The organism is Actinomyces sp. ZJ308 (assembly GCF_011752065.1).
Taxonomy (GTDB): domain Bacteria; phylum Actinomycetota; class Actinomycetes; order Actinomycetales; family Actinomycetaceae; genus Actinomyces.
This window is the reverse complement of the sequence record NZ_JAAIJY010000013.1, coordinates 40,194-58,345: the sequence shown is the minus strand read 5'-3', so window position 1 is coordinate 58,345 and position 18,152 is coordinate 40,194. Positions and strand designations below refer to the sequence as shown.

The window sequence follows — 18,152 nt, the reverse complement described above, 5'->3', positions numbered from 1 at the left end:
GGACGCCCCCGGGCGCCCCGCCGCCGACCGACAGCCCGCAGCGAGCCCCGGCTCAGAAGCTGGAGGAGGAGCCGGATCCGGAGAAGCCTCCGCCGCTGTAGCCGCCGGAGAAGCTGCTCCCCGAGAAGCTGGAGCCCGACCCGCTGGAGCTCGACGGCGTGTAGGAGGAGGCCGAGCTGTAGCCCGTCACCAGGTCGGAGATCGGGGTGAAGGAGCTGTAGGAGCCTCCGGCACCGGAGCCCGAGGCGGACGAGCCGAGCGCAGACATCGCGGGTGAGGAGGGGTTGAGGCGGATCGTCGAGTGGGGGTTGTAGGAGCCGTGTCCCCCGCCCAGGTACCAGTAGCCGGCGTAGGCGGCGTTCCTGGACGAGCGCGAGTCGTAGCGCCGACGGCGCTCGTCGGCGTACCTGGAGGTATCGGCGTCGATGGCCTCGCGCGCGAGCCGGGCCGCCTTCGTCTTCGTCTCACTGGCGATCTCATCGAGCTCGTCGAGCGCGGCCGAGGGCTGGAGCGAACCGTCCTCCAGCTCGGAGGTCATGGCGTCCAGGCGCTGCTTGCGGGAGCGGACCCACTCCCGCTCCTCCCTGGAGCGCTCCGGCATGGTGCCCGTGTTGGCGACGCCGGAGCTGTCGATCTCATGGCACAGGCGCCGCAGCGACTGCAGGTCCTCCAGGACCGGGCCCTGCTCGTTGTACCAGGTCCGCTCCCAGCCGTTGTCCTGGTTGAGGAAGGTAGCGGTGTTGGCGATGACGTCGTCGAGGGAGTCCAGGAGCGCGGAGCGCTTCTCCAGACTGGTGGCACGCCTCAGCACCGACATGCCGAACCACTGGGTGGCTCGGGGACTGCCGAAGTCCTGCCAGGAGCGGGTCAGCTTCTCGTACTCGCCGCGGAACCAGCGGTAGCGGGCCATGACCTGCTCCCCGTGAGGCTCGTCCTCGGGGATCGTGCCTGCCAGGAGCTCGGTGGTCTCGTAGTCGTGGGTGACCTGCGAGTAGTGGCGCAGCGCCTCGCGCGCCCGACGCCGCGCCGTGAAGCCGCGCCACAGGTAGTACGAGAGCCAGACGGTGCCCGCGAGCGCCGCGATCCCCGGTAGAACGTAGGTGGTCCCCACGTCGCCGCCTCCGGGTCGGCCGACGACGTCGGCGGTCCTGGTCGCCATGGAGACGGTGCCCCCGTACCAGTCGGCGCGGCGGTACTGGTCCTTGGCGGCGTCCTGGATGGCGGCCTGCTGAGCCAGGGGCACCGCGACGTCCTCACCGAAGTAGCAGCCGACCTTGCGCGCGTCGGGGGCGACGGCCAGGATCACCAGGCCGTCGCTCCAGTAGTTGGGGTTCGACGTCGAGATCCACGGGACGTCGGTGTCACGCTCGTGGGAGCGCGCGTAGGCGAGCACGGCGTCGTTGAGGTTGTCGACGTCCCAGCCCGGGACGGTGAGCACGGCGACGTGGACGTCCTGGCGGAACCGCATCGACTGGATCTCCTTGGCCAGCGGCTCAGTCTGGAGTATCCCGGCCTCGTCGTGGACCTCCACCGTGGGGCGGTGGCTCCCGCTGAAGGGCCAGATGACCATGATCGGCAGCACGGCGATAAGGGCCAGGCTCACCACGATATTGATGGTGAAGGCCACCACCGACCGGATTCCCCCCAGGCCGGCAATGCGAGACTGTTGCATCCGAACATCCCTTTCTTCCTTGTGACGTGGCGGTGTGATGGTTGTGGGCGGCGAAGGGCCCGGCACCCTCAGCCCCTCCGGGCCGTGGACGGGGTGACGTCGATCAGAGCCCCGGGAAGGTGCCGTCCCCGAAGAAGCGTGCTCGGGCGGCCAGGAACTGCTGGGAACCGCCGTGCCCGGTGGGGCCGACGCCGACGTGGCCGCCGGTCGGATACCAGTAGCCGCGGTGTCGCCCGGGTCTCCCGGGCCCGACGACGCCCGGAGAGCCGCGGGCGTCCAGCCGGCGGTGCGCCCCGGCGTTAAGTGGGTTGAGGGGTGGACCGGTGGCGGCGGCGCGAAGTGCCAGGCCGCTCGCCGACCGGCGGACGTCGGCCGCGATCCAGGTGAGCTCGTCGAGAGCCGCCGAGGGCTGCAGGCGGCCGGCGGAGAGCTCGGCGGTCATCTCGGTGAGGCGCTGGTGGTGGGCGCGAACCTGCTCCCGGGCCTCCACCGTGCCGCCGGGGGCGAAGGCGTGGGAGTCGATCTGCTGGCACAGGCCCAGGAGCAGGTCGAGGTCCTGAAGGACCGGCCGCTGCTCGTCGTACCAGCGCCGCTCCCAGCTGGAGGACAGGGTCAGGAGGGCCGCATCGCCGGCGATAACGTCGTCGGTCGAGTCCAGTGCGGCCGAGCGCCGCCCGAGCTCGGTGACGCGCCCGAGCATCCCCGGATCGAACCACTGGGCGCCCCGAGGGCTGCCGAGGTCCTGCCAGGAGCGGGTCAGGTTCTCGTACTCGTCGCGGAACCAGCGGTAGCGGGCCATGACCCGGGCGCCACGGGGCTCGCCTTCCGGGATGAGGCGGGCCTGGAGCTCGGTGGCCTCGTAGTCGTGGGTGACCTGCGAGTAGTGGCGCAGCGCCTGCCCGGCCACGCGGCGCGCCGTCAGGCCGCGCCACAGGTAGTAGGCGATGCATCCGGCGCCCAGGAGGGTCAGCAGTAACGAGGGGGGCAGGAGCCTGGGCGCCCGGACCGCCGCGGCCACCGGTGAGAGAACGGCCGCCAGGCCGCCAGTCATGATGGTCGAGAAGGCCAGCAGCGAGCGGATCCCACCGAGGCGGACGATGAGGGGCGGGTGCGTGGGCGGCATCGTCCTCCTCTCATGGCGTCTCAACCCGGGTCCTGACCGGTCTGCGGCTCAGTGGCCGTCCGGCGTGCCTCATCCTTCCGCGCAGCCGGGCCGCCGACCATGGGGAGATCAACACGGGGCGCCCCCGATAGAGGGCGCCCCGTGGAGGCGGAACCGCGAGGAAGCCTAGTGAGCGCTCCGGCCCGGCGGCAGGGCCCAACGCCCCAGGTCCTGTTGTGAAAGCACGTTGAGACATCCGCGCGTTCGTAGGGTAGGTCGCGCGTTCGTACCCTTTACCCCTCGAACGCGCGACCTAAGGTACGACCGCGACAGAGCACGTGCCTTGCTGCGGCTCTGAGAGATCCCCACAGACCCCGTTTCGCAACACGACCTAGGCCGGCGGGGGACGGCGCCCCGTCGGGGAGGTGGAGTGCGGAATCCGGCTCAGGACCGGGCGGCGATGGCCTCGATCTCGACGCCGGCCCCCAGCGGCAGGGCGGCGACGCCGAAGGCGGCCCGGGCGGGGAGGGTCTGGCCGGTGAAGTAGCGGGCGTAGACCTCGTTGACGGCGGCGAAGTCGGCGATGTCGGCGAGCAGGACCGTGGTCTTGACGACGTCGTCGTACCCGAGCCCGGCCTCGGCCAGGATGGCCCCCACGTTCTTGAGGACCTGCTCGGCCTGGGCCTGGATGTCGCCGTCGACGAGCGCGCCGGTGGCCGGGTCGAGCGGCACCTGCCCGGAGACGAAGACGAGCGAGCCCGCCTCCTGGCCGGTCGAGACGCCCTGGGAGTAGGGGCCGACGGCGGCGGGGGCGCTGGTGGTGGCGATACGGCTGACGGTCATGGTTCCTCGTTCCTCCTGGGCGCTGGGGCGCGTTGTCCTGTCGTTTCGGGCGGGCGCGGCGGTACAGCGGCGGCGCCGACGCCCGGGCCAGACTACCCATGTCCCGAGAACAGGCCGGTTCCGGGAGGCTCTGCCGGCCGGCCTGGTGGCGATCATCGAGGACGTACCTTCGCGTCGAGGACTGCGTGTTGTCGCGGACGACTTGGGGAGGACCTCAGTGGCCTGCCGGGAAAGTACGTTCCCGACACGAAGTGCAGTCGCCGATCCGGCGAGCCAGGATCCGGGAACCGGCCTCTCGCACCGCAGCCCCACCCGGGACCTACGGCACTTCCCGCCGGGCCTTCGCTGCGAACTCTCCCGGAACACCGTCGTCGTCGGGCATCTCGCCCCCGCGGATGAACAGCTCCCGACCCCGCAGCGCCCGTTGTTTCGCACAGCGAAACGGGCTGATTCAACCAGTGGTACGTGACACACTGTGCCCCATGCATGCACGCGCAGGACAGCCAGCACAGCCCGAAGACCTCATCGACGTCGACGAGGTCGTCTCCGCCTACTACGACCTCGTCCCCGACCCCACCGTCCCGGCCCAGAAGGTCGTCTTCGGTACCTCCGGGCACCGCGGATCCGCCCTGGACACCGCCTTCAACGAGGCCCACATCGTGGCCACGACCGCCGCCATCGTGGAGTACCGCCGCTCCCAAGGCACCGACGGCACCCTCTACCTGGGACGCGACACCCACGCCCTGTCCGAGCCGGCCTGGCGCACCGCCATCGAGGTGCTCTCGGGCGCCGGCGTCATGACCGCCGTCGACTCGCGCGGCTCCTACACGCCCACCCCGGCCGTCTCGCACTCGATCCTCCTGGCCAACGGCGCCGGCACCGAGGCCGGCGTGCGCACCACCGGGGCGGGCCTGGCCGACGGCATCGTGGTGACGCCCTCCCACAACCCGCCGCGCGACGGCGGCTTCAAGTACAACCCGCCCACCGGCGGCCCGGCCGGCTCGGACGCCACCGGCTGGATCGCCAACCGCGCCAACGAGCTGCTGGCCTCCGGCTGGCAGGAGGTCCCCCGCGTCCCCATCGCCGAGGCGCTCGACGGCCCCTACGTCATCAAGCACGACTACCTGGAGACCTACGTCGCCGACCTGGAGAACGTCATCGACCTCGACGCGATCCGCGAGGCCGGTGTGCGCATCGGGGCCGACCCGCTGGGCGGCGCCTCGGTCGACTACTGGGGCGCGATCGGCGAGCGCTACGGCCTGGAGCTCACGGTGGTCAACCCCGAGGTGGACCCGGCCTGGCACTTCATGACCCTGGACTGGGACGGCAAGATCCGCATGGACTGCTCCTCCCCCAACGCCATGGCCTCGCTGCGCGAGAAGATGACCCCCGACGCCGAGGGCAGGACCCCCTACGACGTCGCCACCGGGAACGACGCCGACTCCGACCGTCACGGCATCGTCACCCCCGACGGGGGGCTCATGAACCCCAACCACTTCCTGGCCGTGGCCATCGAGTACCTCTTCACCCACCGGCCCGGCTGGCCCGCCGACGCCGCCGTGGGCAAGACGCTGGTCTCCTCCAGCCTCATCGACCGGGTGGCCGCCTACATCGGCCGCACCCTCATCGAGGTGCCGGTGGGCTTCAAGCACTTCGTGCCCGGGCTGCTCGACGGCTCGATCGGCTTCGGGGGCGAGGAGAGCGCGGGAGCCTCCTTCCTGCGCAAGGACGGCACCGTGTGGACCACGGACAAGGACGGCATCATCCTGGCCCTGCTGGCCAGTGAGATCATCGCCGTGACCGGCAAGTCCCCCTCCCAGCTGCACGAGGAGCAGGTGGAGCGCTTCGGCGCCAGCGCCTACGCCCGTATCGACGCCGCCGCCACCAAGGAGGAGAAGGCCAAGCTCGCCGCCCTGGCCGCAGAGGACGTGGCCGCCACCGAGCTGGCCGGCCAGGAGATCACCGCGCGACTGGTCGAGGCGCCCGGCAACGGCGCCGCCATCGGCGGGCTCAAGGTCACCACCGAGGACGCCTGGTTCGCCGCGCGGCCCTCGGGCACGGAGGACGTCTACAAGATCTACGCCGAGTCCTTCAAGGGCGCCGACCACCTGGCGCAGGTCCAGGAGGAGGCCAAGCAGGTGGTCTCCGCGGCCCTGGGCGGCTGAGGCTCAAGGCCACCATCGGGCGGGCCGCTGCGCTCCAGCCGGGGACATTCTGCGCGTACGGGTACAGGAATTCTGTACCCGTACGCGCAGAATGTCCCCGTCCGTGGAGGAACCCCCGCAGGCGTGGAATGTCCCCGGCTGTGGAGGGTGGAGGCGGGCGAGCGGTCGACGTCGAGCCGCCGACTGGCCAGAATGCTGGCATGGACACCACCGACTCCACGATCCTGCACATCCGCACGGCCCGGACGGTCCCGGCCCAGCAGGCGCAGGACGCGGCCATGGCGGCCGCCCTGGAGGCCATCTGCTTCCCACCCGAGCAGGCGGCCAGTCCAACAACGATCGCCGAGCGGATGGCCTACTACGCCGACCACTTCTGGCTCATCGAGGACGAGTCCGGCACGCTGCTGGCGCTGGTCAACGGCCTGTGCACCAACGAGCGCGACCTGAGCGACGAGATGTACGAGTCGCCCACGATGCATGACCCCGACGGCGCCTGGCAGATGATCTTCGGCGTCGCCACGGCACCCGCCGCCCAGGGGCAGGGGCTGGCCACCCGCCTGCTGCGCACCGTCATCGAGACGACGCGCGCCCACGGCCGTCAGGGCCTGGTGCTCACCTGCCTCGACGACCTCGTGGCCTTCTACGCGCGCCTCGGTTTCGTCGACGAGGGCCTGTCCCCCTCCAACCACGGCGGGGTGCCCTGGCACCAGATGCGGCTCACCCTGACCTGACCCGCCCCTACCACCGGTCCAACCTGGCTCGCGGCCGGGGACATGTCGCCCGTACGGGTGCGTGCGAGTCGCGGACGGGGACGTCTCACGCGTACGGGTGCATGCGAGTCGCGGACGGGGACGTCTCACGCGTACGGGTGCGGGATTTCCGTCCCCGACGGCGTCGAATGCCCCCGGCCGCGGGGAAATGTCCCCGGCCGTGCGGAATGTTCCTGTCGACGCAGGAACTTCCCGGCCAGGTGCCAGGGCGAGCGACTAGGGTGACGGGTGTGAGCCAGTCCCGCCCGTCGAGGCCGTCCAGTCACCACGTCGAGCACTCCCCCGCGTCCGCCGGCTCCGCCGGCCACGCGGAGTCCCCCGAGTCGGCTGAGTCATCCGCGTCCCCCGCGTCCTACGAGTCCCCCGAGGTCCTTGAGTCCGTTTCGCCCGACGACGTCGCCGAGGCGCCGAACGGCACCGTCCGGTCACGCCGGGCCCCCTCCCAGCAGTCCCGACCGGGTCCTCAGGACGACATCATGCTGGCCACCGGCAGGCCCCGGCAGACCGAGCGCCCCAAGCCCCCCACCCAGGAGCAGATCCGGCGCCAGCCCGGCCGCAAGGCCTGGGTCCCCAACCAGCACGGGGCCTGGTCGATGCTGGTGCTGCCGCCGATCGTCGGCTGGGTCGTGGGCGGCTTCAGCTGGGTGAACCTCCTGTTCCTGCCGGCGTGGTGGGGCGGCTACCTCACCTACTGGTCCTGGTCGCAGTGGCTGCGCACCCGCTCGGCCCGCAAGCGCGCCCTCATCATGCTGCCGCTCCTGGTCTACACCGGCTGGACGGCCTCCCTGGCCCTCATCACCCTGCTCGTGGCGCCCTACCTCATCCAGTGGGTCGTGCCGCTGCTGCCGCTGTTCGTCATCGCGCTGCACCAGGTGTGGCGCGGGCACGAGCGCTCGCTGATCTCGGGGCTGTCGACGACGGCGGCCGCCTCCCTCATGGCCGCCGTCACCTACAGCCTGGCGGTGCACGGCGACGGCGGGTTCCTGGGACTGGGAACGCCGAGCGCCCCCCTGCCGGGGGCCTCCCCCAACGGCGCGCTGACGGGCTGGTCCTGGATGTGGCTGGTGACGGCGCTGACCGCCGCCTACTTCTGCGGGACGGTCCCCTACATCAAGTCGATGATCCGCGAGCGCTTCAACTACGTGCTGCTGGCCGGGACGGTGGTGGCACACGCGGCGGTCGCAGCGGTGACCTTCTGGCTGGCGTCGCGGGGACTGCTGCCGTGGGGGCACGCCGTCCTGTGGGTGGTGCTGGCCGTGCGCTCGCTGGTCATGCCGCTGTGGCAGTGGAGCCTGGTGCGCAGGCGTCACCGCCCGCTGCGGCCGGGCACGATGGGCATTGTCGAGGTCGTCATGTGCATCGCCTTCCTGGTGACCATCTCGGTGTGACAACTCGCTGAGACGACTCGGCCTGACAGCTGGGTGTGGCGGCGGCGCTCACCCGGCCCCGCCGCCACCCGGTCCCAGGCACCACCGTCCGCTGCGCCTCAGCGGTCGCACCAGGCTGCCGCGGCCGCCCGTTGCGCGGGACCGCCCGGTTTCAGGGGCGGCTCGGCACGTCCCTCCTCCCCTCACCGCCGGTCCTGCTGGCCTCAACGTGGGACGCGCCAGGCGGCCGCGGCGGCCAGTACCCGGTCGTTGTCCGACGTCGTCCCGATCGAGACCCGTACTCCCTCGCCGGCGAAGGGGCGCACGAGGATGCCGGCGGCACGGAAGTGCTCGGCCAGCGCCGTCGTCTCCGGTCCCACGCCGAGCCAGAAGAAGTTGCCCTGGGCGTCGGGCACCTCCCAGCCCTGGGCGCGCAGGGCGGCCACCACCCGGTCACGCTCGGCGGCGACGGCGGCCGAGCGCTCGGCGGTGCAGGCCAGCTCGGCCTCTCCCAGCGCGGCGGCGGCAGCGGCCTGCGCGGGCAGGCTCACCCCGAAGGGCGTGGCCACGGAGCGGATGGCGGCGGCCAGGCCCGACTCGCACACGAGGTAGCCCACGCGCATCCCGGCCAGGGCATGGGCCTTGGAGAAGGTCCGCGAGACCACGAGGTTGGGGGCCCCGGCCAGCAGGGTGAGCGCGTCACCGGCCTCGGGGTCGGTGACGAAGTCGAGGTAGGCCTCGTCGATAAGGACGACGACGTCGCGCGGCACCCCGGCCACGAGCGCGGCCAGCTCGCCCGCGGTGAGGATCGTGCCGGTGGGATTGTTGGGGGTGCAGGCCATGACCACGCGGGTTCGGGGGGTGATGGCCGCCAGCATGGCGGGCACGTCGTGACGCGCGTCGGGGGTCAGGGGGACGCGCACGGCCGTGGCGCCTGCGACGGCCACGCAGATCGGGTAGGCCTCGAAGGATCGCCAGGGGATGACGACCTCGTCGCCGGGCCGGCACACGGCGTCGAGCAGGTGCTGGATGAGGGCGACCGAGCCGTTGCCGACGACGACCTGCTCAGCCCCCACACCCCACCGGCGCGCCAGCGCCTGCGTCAGGGTCTCACCCGTCATCTCCGGGTAGCGGTTGACGCCGGTCGCGGCGCGGGTGATGGCCTCGACGACCGCGTCCTGGGGCCCGAAGGGCAGCTCGTTGGAGGAGAGCTTGGCGATCTCCACCGGGCCGGCGGCGTCGGGCCGGGCCCCGGGGACATAGGCGGGCAGGGCGGCGACGTCGGGGCGGATACGGACCGTCGTCGAGGGCCTCTCGTCCTGGGCGAGAACGGGGGCGGGCGGGTCCGGTTCGCCGGTGGCTGGGGTCGCTGCGGAACTCATAGCCCCATCTTGGCACCGGCACAGGTTGCTCAGACACAATGGACCCATGGAGATCGTGGCACGAACCATCGGAAACGCGGCCGGCCTGTGGCTGGCCACGCGCCTCCTGTCCGGGCTGAGTGTGCCCGAGGGGGTGGGCACCGCCCAGATGTGGCTGAACCTCCTGATTCTGGGACTGGTGCTGGCGCTGGTGAACTCGCTGGTCAAGCCCGTGGCGAAGTTCCTGGCCTTTCCGCTCTACATCATCACCTTCGGGCTGTTCGCCCTGGTGGTCAACGGCGCGATGCTCTCGCTGACCGGCTGGCTGACCGACCACATCGGGGCACTGGGCGCCGGCGGCTCCGTGCCGCTGGGGCTGGAGGTCTCCTCCTTCGGCACTGCCGTGGTCGGATCGATCATCATCTCGGTGATCTCCTCGATCATCGCCGCGCTGCTGGTGCGCCGCGAGGACTGACAGGCCTTCGCAACACCATCTAATGCTCGCCCGAGGGTTGCGGGGCCGGGGTCGGCAGCTCGTAGGAGGGCGCCGACGACGGCACCTCGCCCTGGTAGCCGTCGCCGTCCTTGTACACGCCGGACGAGTCGGTGTTGCGCTGGACCGTGAAGGTGTACTCGGTGGTGGCCGTCCCCTGCTCGCCGGCGCCTGAGGCGCGGGAGAAGGAGGTGCTCCAGTCGGTCAGCTCGGGGGCCCGGTCCTCGATGCCCTCGGTGGCCTGCGCGTAGACGTCGGCGGCGTGGGGGTAGCCGCCCGTGCTCATCTGGTGGGTGTCGACCGTGGCGACCTGCCGGTGGGGGCCGGTGGGCGTGGGCGCGGCGTCGAGCCCGGGGACGGCGTCGCCGGTGTTCTCCACGTGCAGGGCGTGGACGTCGTCGGGGATGTCCGCGCCCGCGGTGGGCGCTCCGGCGGTGAGGACCGTGGTGATGTTGTAGCGGTCCTGAATCGCCGGGTCCGCGGCGATGTTGGAGACGGTGATCCCGCCCTGGGAGTGGCCGTAGAGGGCGACCTCCTCGCCGGACTGGATGCCGGCCTGACGCATGGCGGTGACGACGGCGCTCTCCATGACCGTGGGAGTGCCGCCCACGCCCTCGAGGTTGGTGAGCAGGTCCTGAGGCTCCCCGTCGCCGACGGTCCAGTCGGTGGTGCCGGGGACGTAGACGACCCAGGAGACGCGACCGTCGGCGTGCTCGACCCGCTGGATGGAGATGACGCCGTCCTCGTCGTCGGCCTGTTCCAACGAGCCCTTGGAGGACTGCACCTCCTGGCAGTGGGCGATGGTCTCGGAGATGCTCTGCGGAGCCTTGGACTCCTTGCCCCTGCCGGTCATGCCGGCCTGGACCGGGCTGCCGAGCCCCAGGGGGTCCTTGGTGGCGGGCGGGAGCACGGTGGAGCCGCTGCCGCCCACCGGGGTGACCGTGATACCGGTCTGGCTTCCGTAGACCCCGGCGCCCAGCGACGTCGCGTTCATCCCCAGGTACATGGTGACGCGCTGCATGGGGGTCAGGCTCGTGGTGTCCACAGTCTGCGTGCCCGCGGCCACCTGGGCGGGGAGGCGCTGCGTCACCCAGGGGTCGAGGCGCTCGGAGACCTGCTTGAGGTAGGCCTCGATGGTGGCCGACTCCCGGCCGGTCCTGGCCTTGGTGAGCCACAGCGTCAGCAGAGCGATCCGCACGGCGTCCTCCTTGACCCACTGCTCGGTGGCCGGGTCCTCCAGGAGGAGGTGGAGTGCCTCAGCGACGGCCTGGCCGCCCTCATGACCCTCCAGCAGCTTGTAGGGCAGCCAGGTGGGTAACGCCGACGACGCCAGCAGGGCTGATATCACGGGGAACGAGCCGACGACGGAGGACCCCAGTGCCAGCTGGATGAGACCGGAGTCGAAGGCCCGGATGTCCACGGGACCCACGAGGTCTGGGCCGGGGGCGGCGCCGCCCTCGGCGAGCGTGTGGGCCTGGGAGCAGGCGGTGACGTCGGAGGCGATGCCGCGCAGGGTGTCCGCGACGTCGAGAAGCGACCCGGGTCCCGAGCTCAGGACGTCCAGGGAGTGAAGAGCCTTGTCCTTCTCCAGGTCAAGACCGAAGGGGTACGCGCCGGTGGACGATCCGTCTCCCTGCGAGGAGAGGGAGGGACGGATGGCGGGGTCCGGAGCGGGAACGCACTGACCGCCGACGTCATCCCAGGTTCCCTGCGGGTTGAGAAGGCCTCGGGGCTCAAGAGGGGACATCGGGGGCAGCGGCGGGGGCGGCGCCGCATTCACCTCAGTGACCACTGTGGCGATGAGCGTCCGGGCGTCGTCGAGCGAGCCGGCGGCGGAGGTGAGGCTGGAGGACAGGGCGTCCAGGTCCGCCGTATCGACCGAGACGCTGCCGCCCGACACCACCACCGAGACCCCGTCCGCCCATATGCGCCACGGGTGGCCCGCATCCTCCGGCGCCGGACCCTTGTACGGGGCAGCAGGGGCCGTGGGCGCAGCCGGCGACTGCTCGGAATAAGGGGGCTTCGTCGCATGGGGGTCCTGAGCCCACGCCGGGTAGGAGCCGTCGGAGCCTTGCGTGGCGACCGGAGTCATGACGGGCTCGTTCCGCTCGATGAGCTGCGGGCCTCGATGACGCCGACGTCGGTGAACGCCGTCTCGTAGAGCGTCGCCAGCGAGGTCAGGAGACCGGAGGCGTTGTCGAGCGCGCTCTGGCAGGCGATGGAGTCCGCGCCCACCCAGCTGGCGGGGACCGAGGCGGGGAACCGGGTGACTGCGGTGTCGTAGTCCATCTTGGACAGGGACAGTGAGAAAGACATGTCTCGACGGTAGGACGCCCTCGCCGGCGACCGCAGCGCCCGCACGCGGCCCTGTGGATCAGCCCTGCAGCCCGCCGCCTGTGGCCCCCGGGGGCCATGCGGCACGCGGAGAGTGCCCCGCTGGGGTGACAGCGGCGCCGACGGCGGCGTGCTGCACGAGGTCCGGACCCTCGTGGAGTACACCCTCGCCTTCCCCAGTAGCACCCGGGCCATGTGCAGTAGCCGCGTGAGCCTGTATCCGCGTGAGCCTCAGGCCACTGCGCCGCGATCCGTGCCGCGACTGGAACCGTCCGAGCCGGGCTGCTGGGTGCTCAGGAAAGGACTCGGCCCGCGATCCGGTTTCCCGGACCGCGGGCCCAAGCCTCGCGAGGTCCTCCTGCTACCCGGCTTCCCATAAGGCCGGGGAGGCGGAACCTCCTTCGCCAGAACGTCCAGTCCGGGCTCCCTAAGACCCGTTCCGAACTCGGAGACCTGCCAGTCATCGGGCTCCCCAACCCTCGTGACCGGTTCCGTCCGGCGGCAGTAACTATGTAACCCACCGATCCTGGGCGGACCCCCCGGAAACTCCTATGAACATGCTGAGAAACGGGCGCCATCCCGCCATTTCCACGTTGCTTGCACCACATTCCGGCCGTCACCCAGAATATTCCGGCGGTTTTTCAGGGCCGTTCCCAACGCTTCTTCATCAAGACGCGGCCGGCGGCCGGCGCAGGCACACGACGGCGTCGGCCCGGCTACCCTCCTGGCCATCAGGCCCCGTCGCGTGCCGCCGGCGCTCCTCGGCGACGACGACCTCCCAGCCGGCCGTCGCCCCGGCGAGCCCCGCGACCAGCTCGCCGGCCGTGTAGGTCCGGGCGTGATGGGTGTGCCAGGGCGGGTTGACGGCGTGCACGGCCGTGAGCAGGCGCCCGCCGGGTGCGACGCGGGCGGCGGCGTCGGACAGGAGGGCCACGAGGTCGAGGGAGCCCTCCTCGGGTCCGCCGTGGACGTAGAAGCTCGTCACCAGGTCGAAGGGGCCCTCCGGCAGCCCGGATCCGACGTCGTGCACCCGGCCGGTCACGCGCGAAGCAAGGCCGAGGCGCTCGGCCTGGAGGCGCAGGCGTCCGATGGCGGTGGCGGACAGGTCCAGCCCGGTCACCCGCCAGCCGTGCTCGGCCAGCCACAGGACGTCGGCGCCCTCGCCACAGCCGATCTCCAGGGCGGTCCCGGGGCTCCAGCCGGCGGCGAGCTCGGGCAGCCAGTCGTTGGGGCGGCCCGACCAGAGCCGCTCGACCGAGGCGTAGCGCTCCTCCCAGCGGGAGGCGTGGTCGCCGACGGCGCAGTGGGAGTCGGAGTGCTGCTGGTGGGGCTGGGTCATGGCGTGAGCCTACCGGCGCCGGCTCGCCCCACGGCCCGCGCGGCAGATCGCCCAGGCCCTGTTGCGAACGCACAATGAGGCGTCCGCAATCGTCGCGATCCAGGACGGCGAGCTGGTGTGGTTCGCCTGCGACGTCGCCAAGCAGCGCGACAAGAGCGCGGGGATCTGGGACGCCGGCCTGCACGACTACGAGGGCCTGTACGGGGTGGACCTGTCGATGACGAAGGCCGAGCGGCTGGTGGCGCGCGAGTCGGCGCTCACCCACGCCATGTGCCTGACCGGGGTGGACCTGGTCGACGGCGTCCCGGCCGTTCTGGGCAGGCGGTTCTGGGCAGGCGGTCCCAGGCAAGACCACCCCTGCTCCGGCTAAGGTTCGCCTTGGGAAGAGACGAGACCGTAGGAAGGCGAGCCGGCAGATGGCACGTGGAGGACGCGGGTTCCAGGGCACGGTGCTCAAGGCGCTGCGCGTGCCGGAGCACAGGCTCACGGTCACCGGGGTGCGCGACCTCCCGCCCTACACGGAGCTGACCGTCCAGTGCCCGAGCCTTCTAGGGACCGGAGCCGCCGCGCTGCCGCCCACCACCTGGGTGCGGATGTGGATCCCGGAGGGCGACCGCGAGTACCAGCGCGCCTACACCCTCACCCGCATCGACCGGGCCCACTCCAGCGCCACCATCCTGTTCCTGCACCACGAGCCCGCCGGGCCGGCGTCGCGGTGGTCGAACCGGGTCAGGCCCGGGGCCACGGTGGCCGTCCAGGTCATGGGCGGCACCAGCTACCGCCCACCGTCCCACGGCGACCGGATGCTGCTGGTGGGCGACCTCGCCTCGGCGCCCGCGCTCGCCGACGCCGTGAACGCGGCCCCCGCGGGCAGCCCGGCCACCGTCATCATGCTGGCGCCCGAGGACGGCTACCTGCCCCGGGCCGAGCGCGACCACAAGCTCATCCGCCTGGACCCCGAGGTGTCCCAGGACGGGTTGCTGGCCGCCGTCGACCACACCCTGTGGGCGGACACCGGGGACCTGGCGCTCGACTGGGCCTGGATCGCCCTGGAGAGCAGCGCCACCAAGGCGGTGCGGCGCCACCTGGTCGCCTCCGGGATGAGCCGGCGCAGCATCCAGCACCAGGCCTACTGGATTCGCGGCCGTGCCATGGGCGTGGCCTCCGAGGCCTGACCCGAGCCGGGCCCACGTCCGCGCGGTCGTACCTTGTACCGCGCGTTCGGGGGGGGTAGAGGGTACGAACGCGCGACCTACCCTACGAACTCGACGACAGGCCCCGCTCCCATGAGAATGAAGAGCTACTCGCCGGCGTTGATCCGGTCGCGAATGAGCGAGATCTCAGCGGTCAGGTTCTCACGATCATGGAGCCTCGAGTCACCCTTCCGAGCACGTGGTGTGAAGCGAGGCCGATCGCGCTCCTCGTTCACAACGGCACCGCCTCTCGCACGGCATCGGCCAGCTGGACGGGCAGATTGGCATCGGAGACCACGTCGGTCGGGAACCCAGTGAGCTTCTCAACGTCATCGACGAACAGGGCCAGATCGAACAGATCAGTGTCGGCTGATGGTGTAACCAGCAGATCGATGTCGGAGTCGAAGTCGTCCTCCCCTCGGACGGATGAGCCGAAAACGCGAGGATTGCTCAGGCCATGAGACTCAGCGCAGGCGGCGATCTCATCGGCCTGCATGGCAAGCGGAACCGACGGCCGGTAGTCAGCTGCCCGCAGCACCCTCTCGAGCATTTCGCCGGACACCGTTTGAGTCCCGGCCTCCATCTGCATCAGGCTCGGCGGGCGCAGCCCGGCACGATGAGCCAACTGGGTCTGTGTCAGCCCAGCGTCCAGACGCGCAGCACGAATGAGTGCCGGAGCATCATCAGTGCGGAAACGACCCATGAGGTCAGCATATTGCACGACCACGACGAAGGCCGATCGCGCTCCTCGTTCACAACGGCACCGCCTCTCGCACGGCATCGGCCAGCTGGACGGGCGTACCCGTATTCAGTCTCCGGCCAGGTCACCGGTTTAATCTGGCTACGTCCGCCGTCGTGAACTGCTCAGTGAGGTGCCCGCCATGCGACTCATCAGGCTCGCCATCCTGGTTGTCGCCCTGATCGTCCTGGTGCTCGGGATCGGAGGGCTGCTGCTCGACTGGCGGACCGGCAGCCTCAACACGTCGCTGTGCATGCTGCTGCTCGGCCTCATCCTGCTGCGCGCCCAGACCGCCGACCCCGGAGAACGGACGATGCCGCCCTCGGCGATACGGGCACTGGGGCTCCTCGGGATCGTTCTGTCGGGACTCGCCCTTGCGCGCGGCCTCTACTTGTCCGACGCCGTCGCACTGATCAACCTGCCCGCCCTGGCACTGCTGGGTTACGTCCTGGTGAGTAGCCTGAGGGACCGCAGAAGGGGCGCCACCGCCGGCGACCCGCCCCGGTCCCGGTAGGTCCCCTCCCCCGCGCGCTTCAGCAGATCCCGGTTCCCCGACGACGTCGATCGGGGCCGCACGTCCGCCTCCGCAACCTCGTTATCTACGGGTCACCCGCGTCCTATGGCGTCACAGTGATGTTGCATTCCCCCTGGTAGATCCGGGTTTCGTCAGGTGGAGGCCGAGTGGCTGAGTAGGGTTGGCGAGCCCGGGCAGCGCTCCCCATCAAGGATGACGGGCGACTTGTTGAAAGCACCATAAGAATCCGGCAGGATTTTGCCTGGTCGTACCACTCCCCATCATGTCCACCCCTATGAGGTCATTACCATGCGACTCCTCCCTCCAGTCGTCTTCACGCTCGCCACCACCGTTCTGGTCCTGACCGTCGGCGGAGGCCTGTTCGGCTGGGAAACCTCCCTCCTGACCCCCCTGAGCCTGCTGACGGTCAGCCTCATCCTCCTCCAGGCGCAGCACGTTCAGCGCGCCGAACCGTCCCAGCGCATCCCGGGCCCCTCGGTGCTCGCGCTGAGTGTCATCGGCCTCGGCCTGGCGATCGCCCTGCTCGGCTACGGCCTCTACGACCACGACGCCGCTGCCGCCATCAACCTGCCGTCGACCGGCATCCTGCTCTACGTCGTCGTGAACGCACTCCGCCGGCGCAAGCCCGCCACGCAGCCCGTCTTCGTCACCACCCCGGAGACTCCCCTCGCAGAGATCGGCGGCAACCTGCCACAATGAGCGGCATGGTCGATCTCTCCACCGTCTCCCCCGCCATCGCCCTGGGCCCCCTGGACGGCCGCTACCGCGCCGTCGCCGCACCACTGGTCAACCACCTCTCCGAGGCCGCCCTCAACCGGGCCCGCCTGCAGGTCGAGGTCGAGTGGCTCATCCACCTCACCGACGGCGGCGTCCTGCCCGGCGCCCCCCGCCTGAGCGAGTCGGAGCAGGCCTACCTGCGCGGCGTCGTCGAGGACTTCGGGGCCGAGGCGATCGCCGAGCTCGGCGCCATCGAGGCCGAGACCCGCCACGACGTCAAGGCCGTCGAGTACCTGCTCAAGCGGCGCCTGGCAGCGGCCGCCCAGGCCCCCGGCGTCGTCGGCGCCGACGGCGGCCCCACCGTGCTGCCCGAGGTCGGCGAGATCGTCCACATCTTCTGCACCAGCGAGGACATCAACAACCTCTCCTACGCCCTGACCATCCGCGCCGCCGTCGAACAGGTCTGGCTGCCGGCCGCCCGCGGCCTGGTCGAGGACCTGGCCGCCATGGCCCACGAGTACGCCGACGCCGCCATGCTGGCCCGCACGCACGGCCAGCCGGCCACGCCCACCACGCTCGGCAAGGAGCTGGCGGTCCTGGCCCACCGGCTGCGCCGCCAGGTGCGCCGCGTCGAGGCCACCGAGTACCTGGGCAAGATCAACGGCGCCACCGGCACCTTCGGCGCGCACGTCGTCTCGGTGCCGGGCGCCGACTGGCAGGCCGTGGGCCGCGGCTTCGTGGAGCACCTGGGCCTGACCTGGAACCCGCTGACCACCCAGATCGAGTCCCACGACTGGCAGGCCGAGCTCTACTCCGACGTCGCCCGCTTCAACCGGATCGCCCACAACCTGGCCACCGACGTGTGGACCTACATCTCGCTGGGCTACTTCCACCAGCGCCTGAGCGCGCAGGGCTCCACCGGCTCGTCGACCATGCCGCACAAGGTCAACCCGATCCGCTTCGAGAACGGCGAGGCCAACCTGGAGATCTCCTGCTCGCTGCTGGACACGCTGGCGGCCACCCTCGTCACCTCCCGCCTCCAGCGGGACCTCACCGACTCCACCACGCAGCGCAACGCGGGCGTGGCCCTGGGGCACTCACTGCTGGCCATCGACAACATCCGCCGCGGCCTGGCCGGGCTCGACGTCGACCGCGCTCGCCTGGAGGAGGACCTGGAGGCGACCTGGGAGGTGCTCGGCGAGCCGGTCCAGCAGGCCATGCGGGCGGCCGCCGTCGCCGGGGCCACCGGCATGGCCGACCCCTACGAGCGGCTCAAGGAGCTCACCCGCGGCAAGAAGGTCACGGGTGAGGGCATGCGCGAGTTCATCTCCGGGCTGGGCATGCCCGACGACGTCGAGGCGCGCCTGCTGGCGCTCACGCCCGCCACCTACACGGGCCTGGCCGCCGAGCTCGTCGCCCACCTGGACGACTGAGACTCGCCCTCACCGGCCGTACTGCACGAACCTCAGCACGTATTGGAGGACACTTGGCTGTACTCCACGACGGTCTGGGTGTCGTGCAG

At 71.1% G+C, this 18,152-nt stretch carries 17 protein-coding genes; 9 read left to right on the top strand and 8 right to left on the bottom strand.

Features of this window, described 5'->3' with window-relative positions:
* Positions 1–52 precede the first annotated feature (52 nt).
* From HCR68_RS07270 to HCR68_RS07260, 3 genes are all read right to left on the bottom strand, one after another.
* Entirely contained in the window at positions 53–1,672 is a 1,620-nt protein-coding gene (locus HCR68_RS07270; RefSeq protein ID WP_167148142.1) for a DUF5129 domain-containing protein, read from the bottom strand.
* A gap of 103 nt (positions 1,673–1,775) precedes the next feature.
* Positions 1,776–2,795 carry a DUF5129 domain-containing protein gene (locus tag HCR68_RS07265; protein ID WP_167148140.1) on the bottom strand — a complete coding sequence of 340 codons (1,020 nt, stop codon included), beginning with the start codon at positions 2,793–2,795 and terminating at the stop codon, positions 1,776–1,778.
* A 423-nt stretch (positions 2,796–3,218) separates the two neighbouring features.
* Positions 3,219–3,617: a RidA family protein gene (locus tag HCR68_RS07260; RefSeq protein ID WP_167148138.1), complete on the bottom strand. Its 399-nt coding sequence runs from the start codon at positions 3,615–3,617 to the stop codon at positions 3,219–3,221.
* Between the two features lie 482 nt (positions 3,618–4,099).
* Between HCR68_RS07260 and pgm the strand changes: the two genes are divergently transcribed.
* The 3 genes from pgm (at position 4,100) to HCR68_RS07245 (ending at position 7,940) form a co-directional block, all read left to right on the top strand.
* Positions 4,100–5,782 carry a phosphoglucomutase (alpha-D-glucose-1,6-bisphosphate-dependent) gene (gene pgm, locus HCR68_RS07255; RefSeq protein WP_167148136.1) on the top strand — a complete coding sequence of 561 codons (1,683 nt, stop codon included), beginning with the start codon at positions 4,100–4,102 and terminating at the stop codon, positions 5,780–5,782.
* 200 nt (positions 5,783–5,982) lie between these two features.
* Complete coding sequence (locus tag HCR68_RS07250) at positions 5,983–6,513, top strand: GNAT family N-acetyltransferase (RefSeq protein ID WP_167148134.1); 531 nt, start codon at positions 5,983–5,985, stop codon at positions 6,511–6,513.
* Between the two features lie 269 nt (positions 6,514–6,782).
* Positions 6,783–7,940 carry a YwiC-like family protein gene (locus tag HCR68_RS07245; RefSeq protein WP_208320528.1) on the top strand — a complete coding sequence of 386 codons (1,158 nt, stop codon included), beginning with the start codon at positions 6,783–6,785 and terminating at the stop codon, positions 7,938–7,940.
* A 203-nt stretch (positions 7,941–8,143) separates the two neighbouring features.
* Here the strand turns inward: HCR68_RS07245 and hisC are convergent, their stop codons facing one another.
* Positions 8,144–9,301 carry a histidinol-phosphate transaminase gene (gene hisC, locus HCR68_RS07240; protein WP_167148132.1) on the bottom strand — a complete coding sequence of 386 codons (1,158 nt, stop codon included), beginning with the start codon at positions 9,299–9,301 and terminating at the stop codon, positions 8,144–8,146.
* A gap of 46 nt (positions 9,302–9,347) precedes the next feature.
* On the opposite strand from hisC, the gene HCR68_RS07235 reads away from it, so the two are divergent.
* Positions 9,348–9,755: a phage holin family protein gene (locus HCR68_RS07235; protein WP_167148130.1), complete on the top strand. Its 408-nt coding sequence runs from the start codon at positions 9,348–9,350 to the stop codon at positions 9,753–9,755.
* Positions 9,756–9,774: 19 nt separating this feature from the next.
* On the opposite strand, the gene HCR68_RS07230 is transcribed toward HCR68_RS07235, so the two are convergent.
* The 3 genes from HCR68_RS07230 to HCR68_RS07220 all read right to left on the bottom strand — a co-directional run bounded on the left by HCR68_RS07230 (position 9,775) and on the right by HCR68_RS07220 (position 13,446).
* Entirely contained in the window at positions 9,775–11,865 is a 2,091-nt protein-coding gene (locus HCR68_RS07230) for a hypothetical protein (protein ID WP_167148128.1), read from the bottom strand.
* A complete protein-coding gene (locus HCR68_RS07225; protein WP_167148126.1) occupies positions 11,862–12,089 on the bottom strand; it encodes a hypothetical protein in 228 nt (75 codons plus the stop codon). Before HCR68_RS07225 ends, HCR68_RS07230 begins: the two co-directional genes overlap by 4 nt.
* Before the next feature lie 685 nt (positions 12,090–12,774).
* Positions 12,775–13,446 (bottom strand): class I SAM-dependent methyltransferase, encoded by a 672-nt coding sequence (locus tag HCR68_RS07220; RefSeq protein WP_167148124.1) that lies wholly within the window; start codon positions 13,444–13,446, stop codon positions 12,775–12,777.
* 61 nt (positions 13,447–13,507) lie between these two features.
* On the opposite strand from HCR68_RS07220, the gene HCR68_RS07215 reads away from it, so the two are divergent.
* Together HCR68_RS07215 and HCR68_RS07210 are read left to right on the top strand one after the other, a co-directional pair.
* On the top strand, positions 13,508–13,816 hold the full coding sequence (locus HCR68_RS07215) for a C1 family peptidase (protein WP_243858981.1): 309 nt from the start codon (positions 13,508–13,510) through the stop codon (positions 13,814–13,816).
* A gap of 46 nt (positions 13,817–13,862) precedes the next feature.
* Positions 13,863–14,621: an SIP domain-containing protein gene (locus tag HCR68_RS07210; protein WP_167148122.1), complete on the top strand. Its 759-nt coding sequence runs from the start codon at positions 13,863–13,865 to the stop codon at positions 14,619–14,621.
* 250 nt (positions 14,622–14,871) lie between these two features.
* Here the strand turns inward: HCR68_RS07210 and HCR68_RS07205 are convergent, their stop codons facing one another.
* Entirely contained in the window at positions 14,872–15,342 is a 471-nt protein-coding gene (locus HCR68_RS07205) for an XRE family transcriptional regulator (RefSeq protein ID WP_167148120.1), read from the bottom strand.
* A gap of 178 nt (positions 15,343–15,520) precedes the next feature.
* Between HCR68_RS07205 and HCR68_RS07200 the strand changes: the two genes are divergently transcribed.
* From HCR68_RS07200 to purB, 3 genes are all read left to right on the top strand, one after another.
* The gene (locus HCR68_RS07200) at positions 15,521–15,892 is read left to right on the top strand and encodes a hypothetical protein (RefSeq protein ID WP_167148118.1); all 372 of its coding nucleotides are present in this window, start codon (positions 15,521–15,523) and stop codon (positions 15,890–15,892) included.
* A 309-nt stretch (positions 15,893–16,201) separates the two neighbouring features.
* Positions 16,202–16,612 carry a hypothetical protein gene (locus tag HCR68_RS07195; RefSeq protein WP_167148116.1) on the top strand — a complete coding sequence of 137 codons (411 nt, stop codon included), beginning with the start codon at positions 16,202–16,204 and terminating at the stop codon, positions 16,610–16,612.
* A 5-nt stretch (positions 16,613–16,617) separates the two neighbouring features.
* On the top strand, positions 16,618–18,063 hold the full coding sequence (gene purB, locus HCR68_RS07190; RefSeq protein ID WP_167148114.1) for an adenylosuccinate lyase: 1,446 nt from the start codon (positions 16,618–16,620) through the stop codon (positions 18,061–18,063).
* Positions 18,064–18,152: the final 89 nt, after the last annotated feature.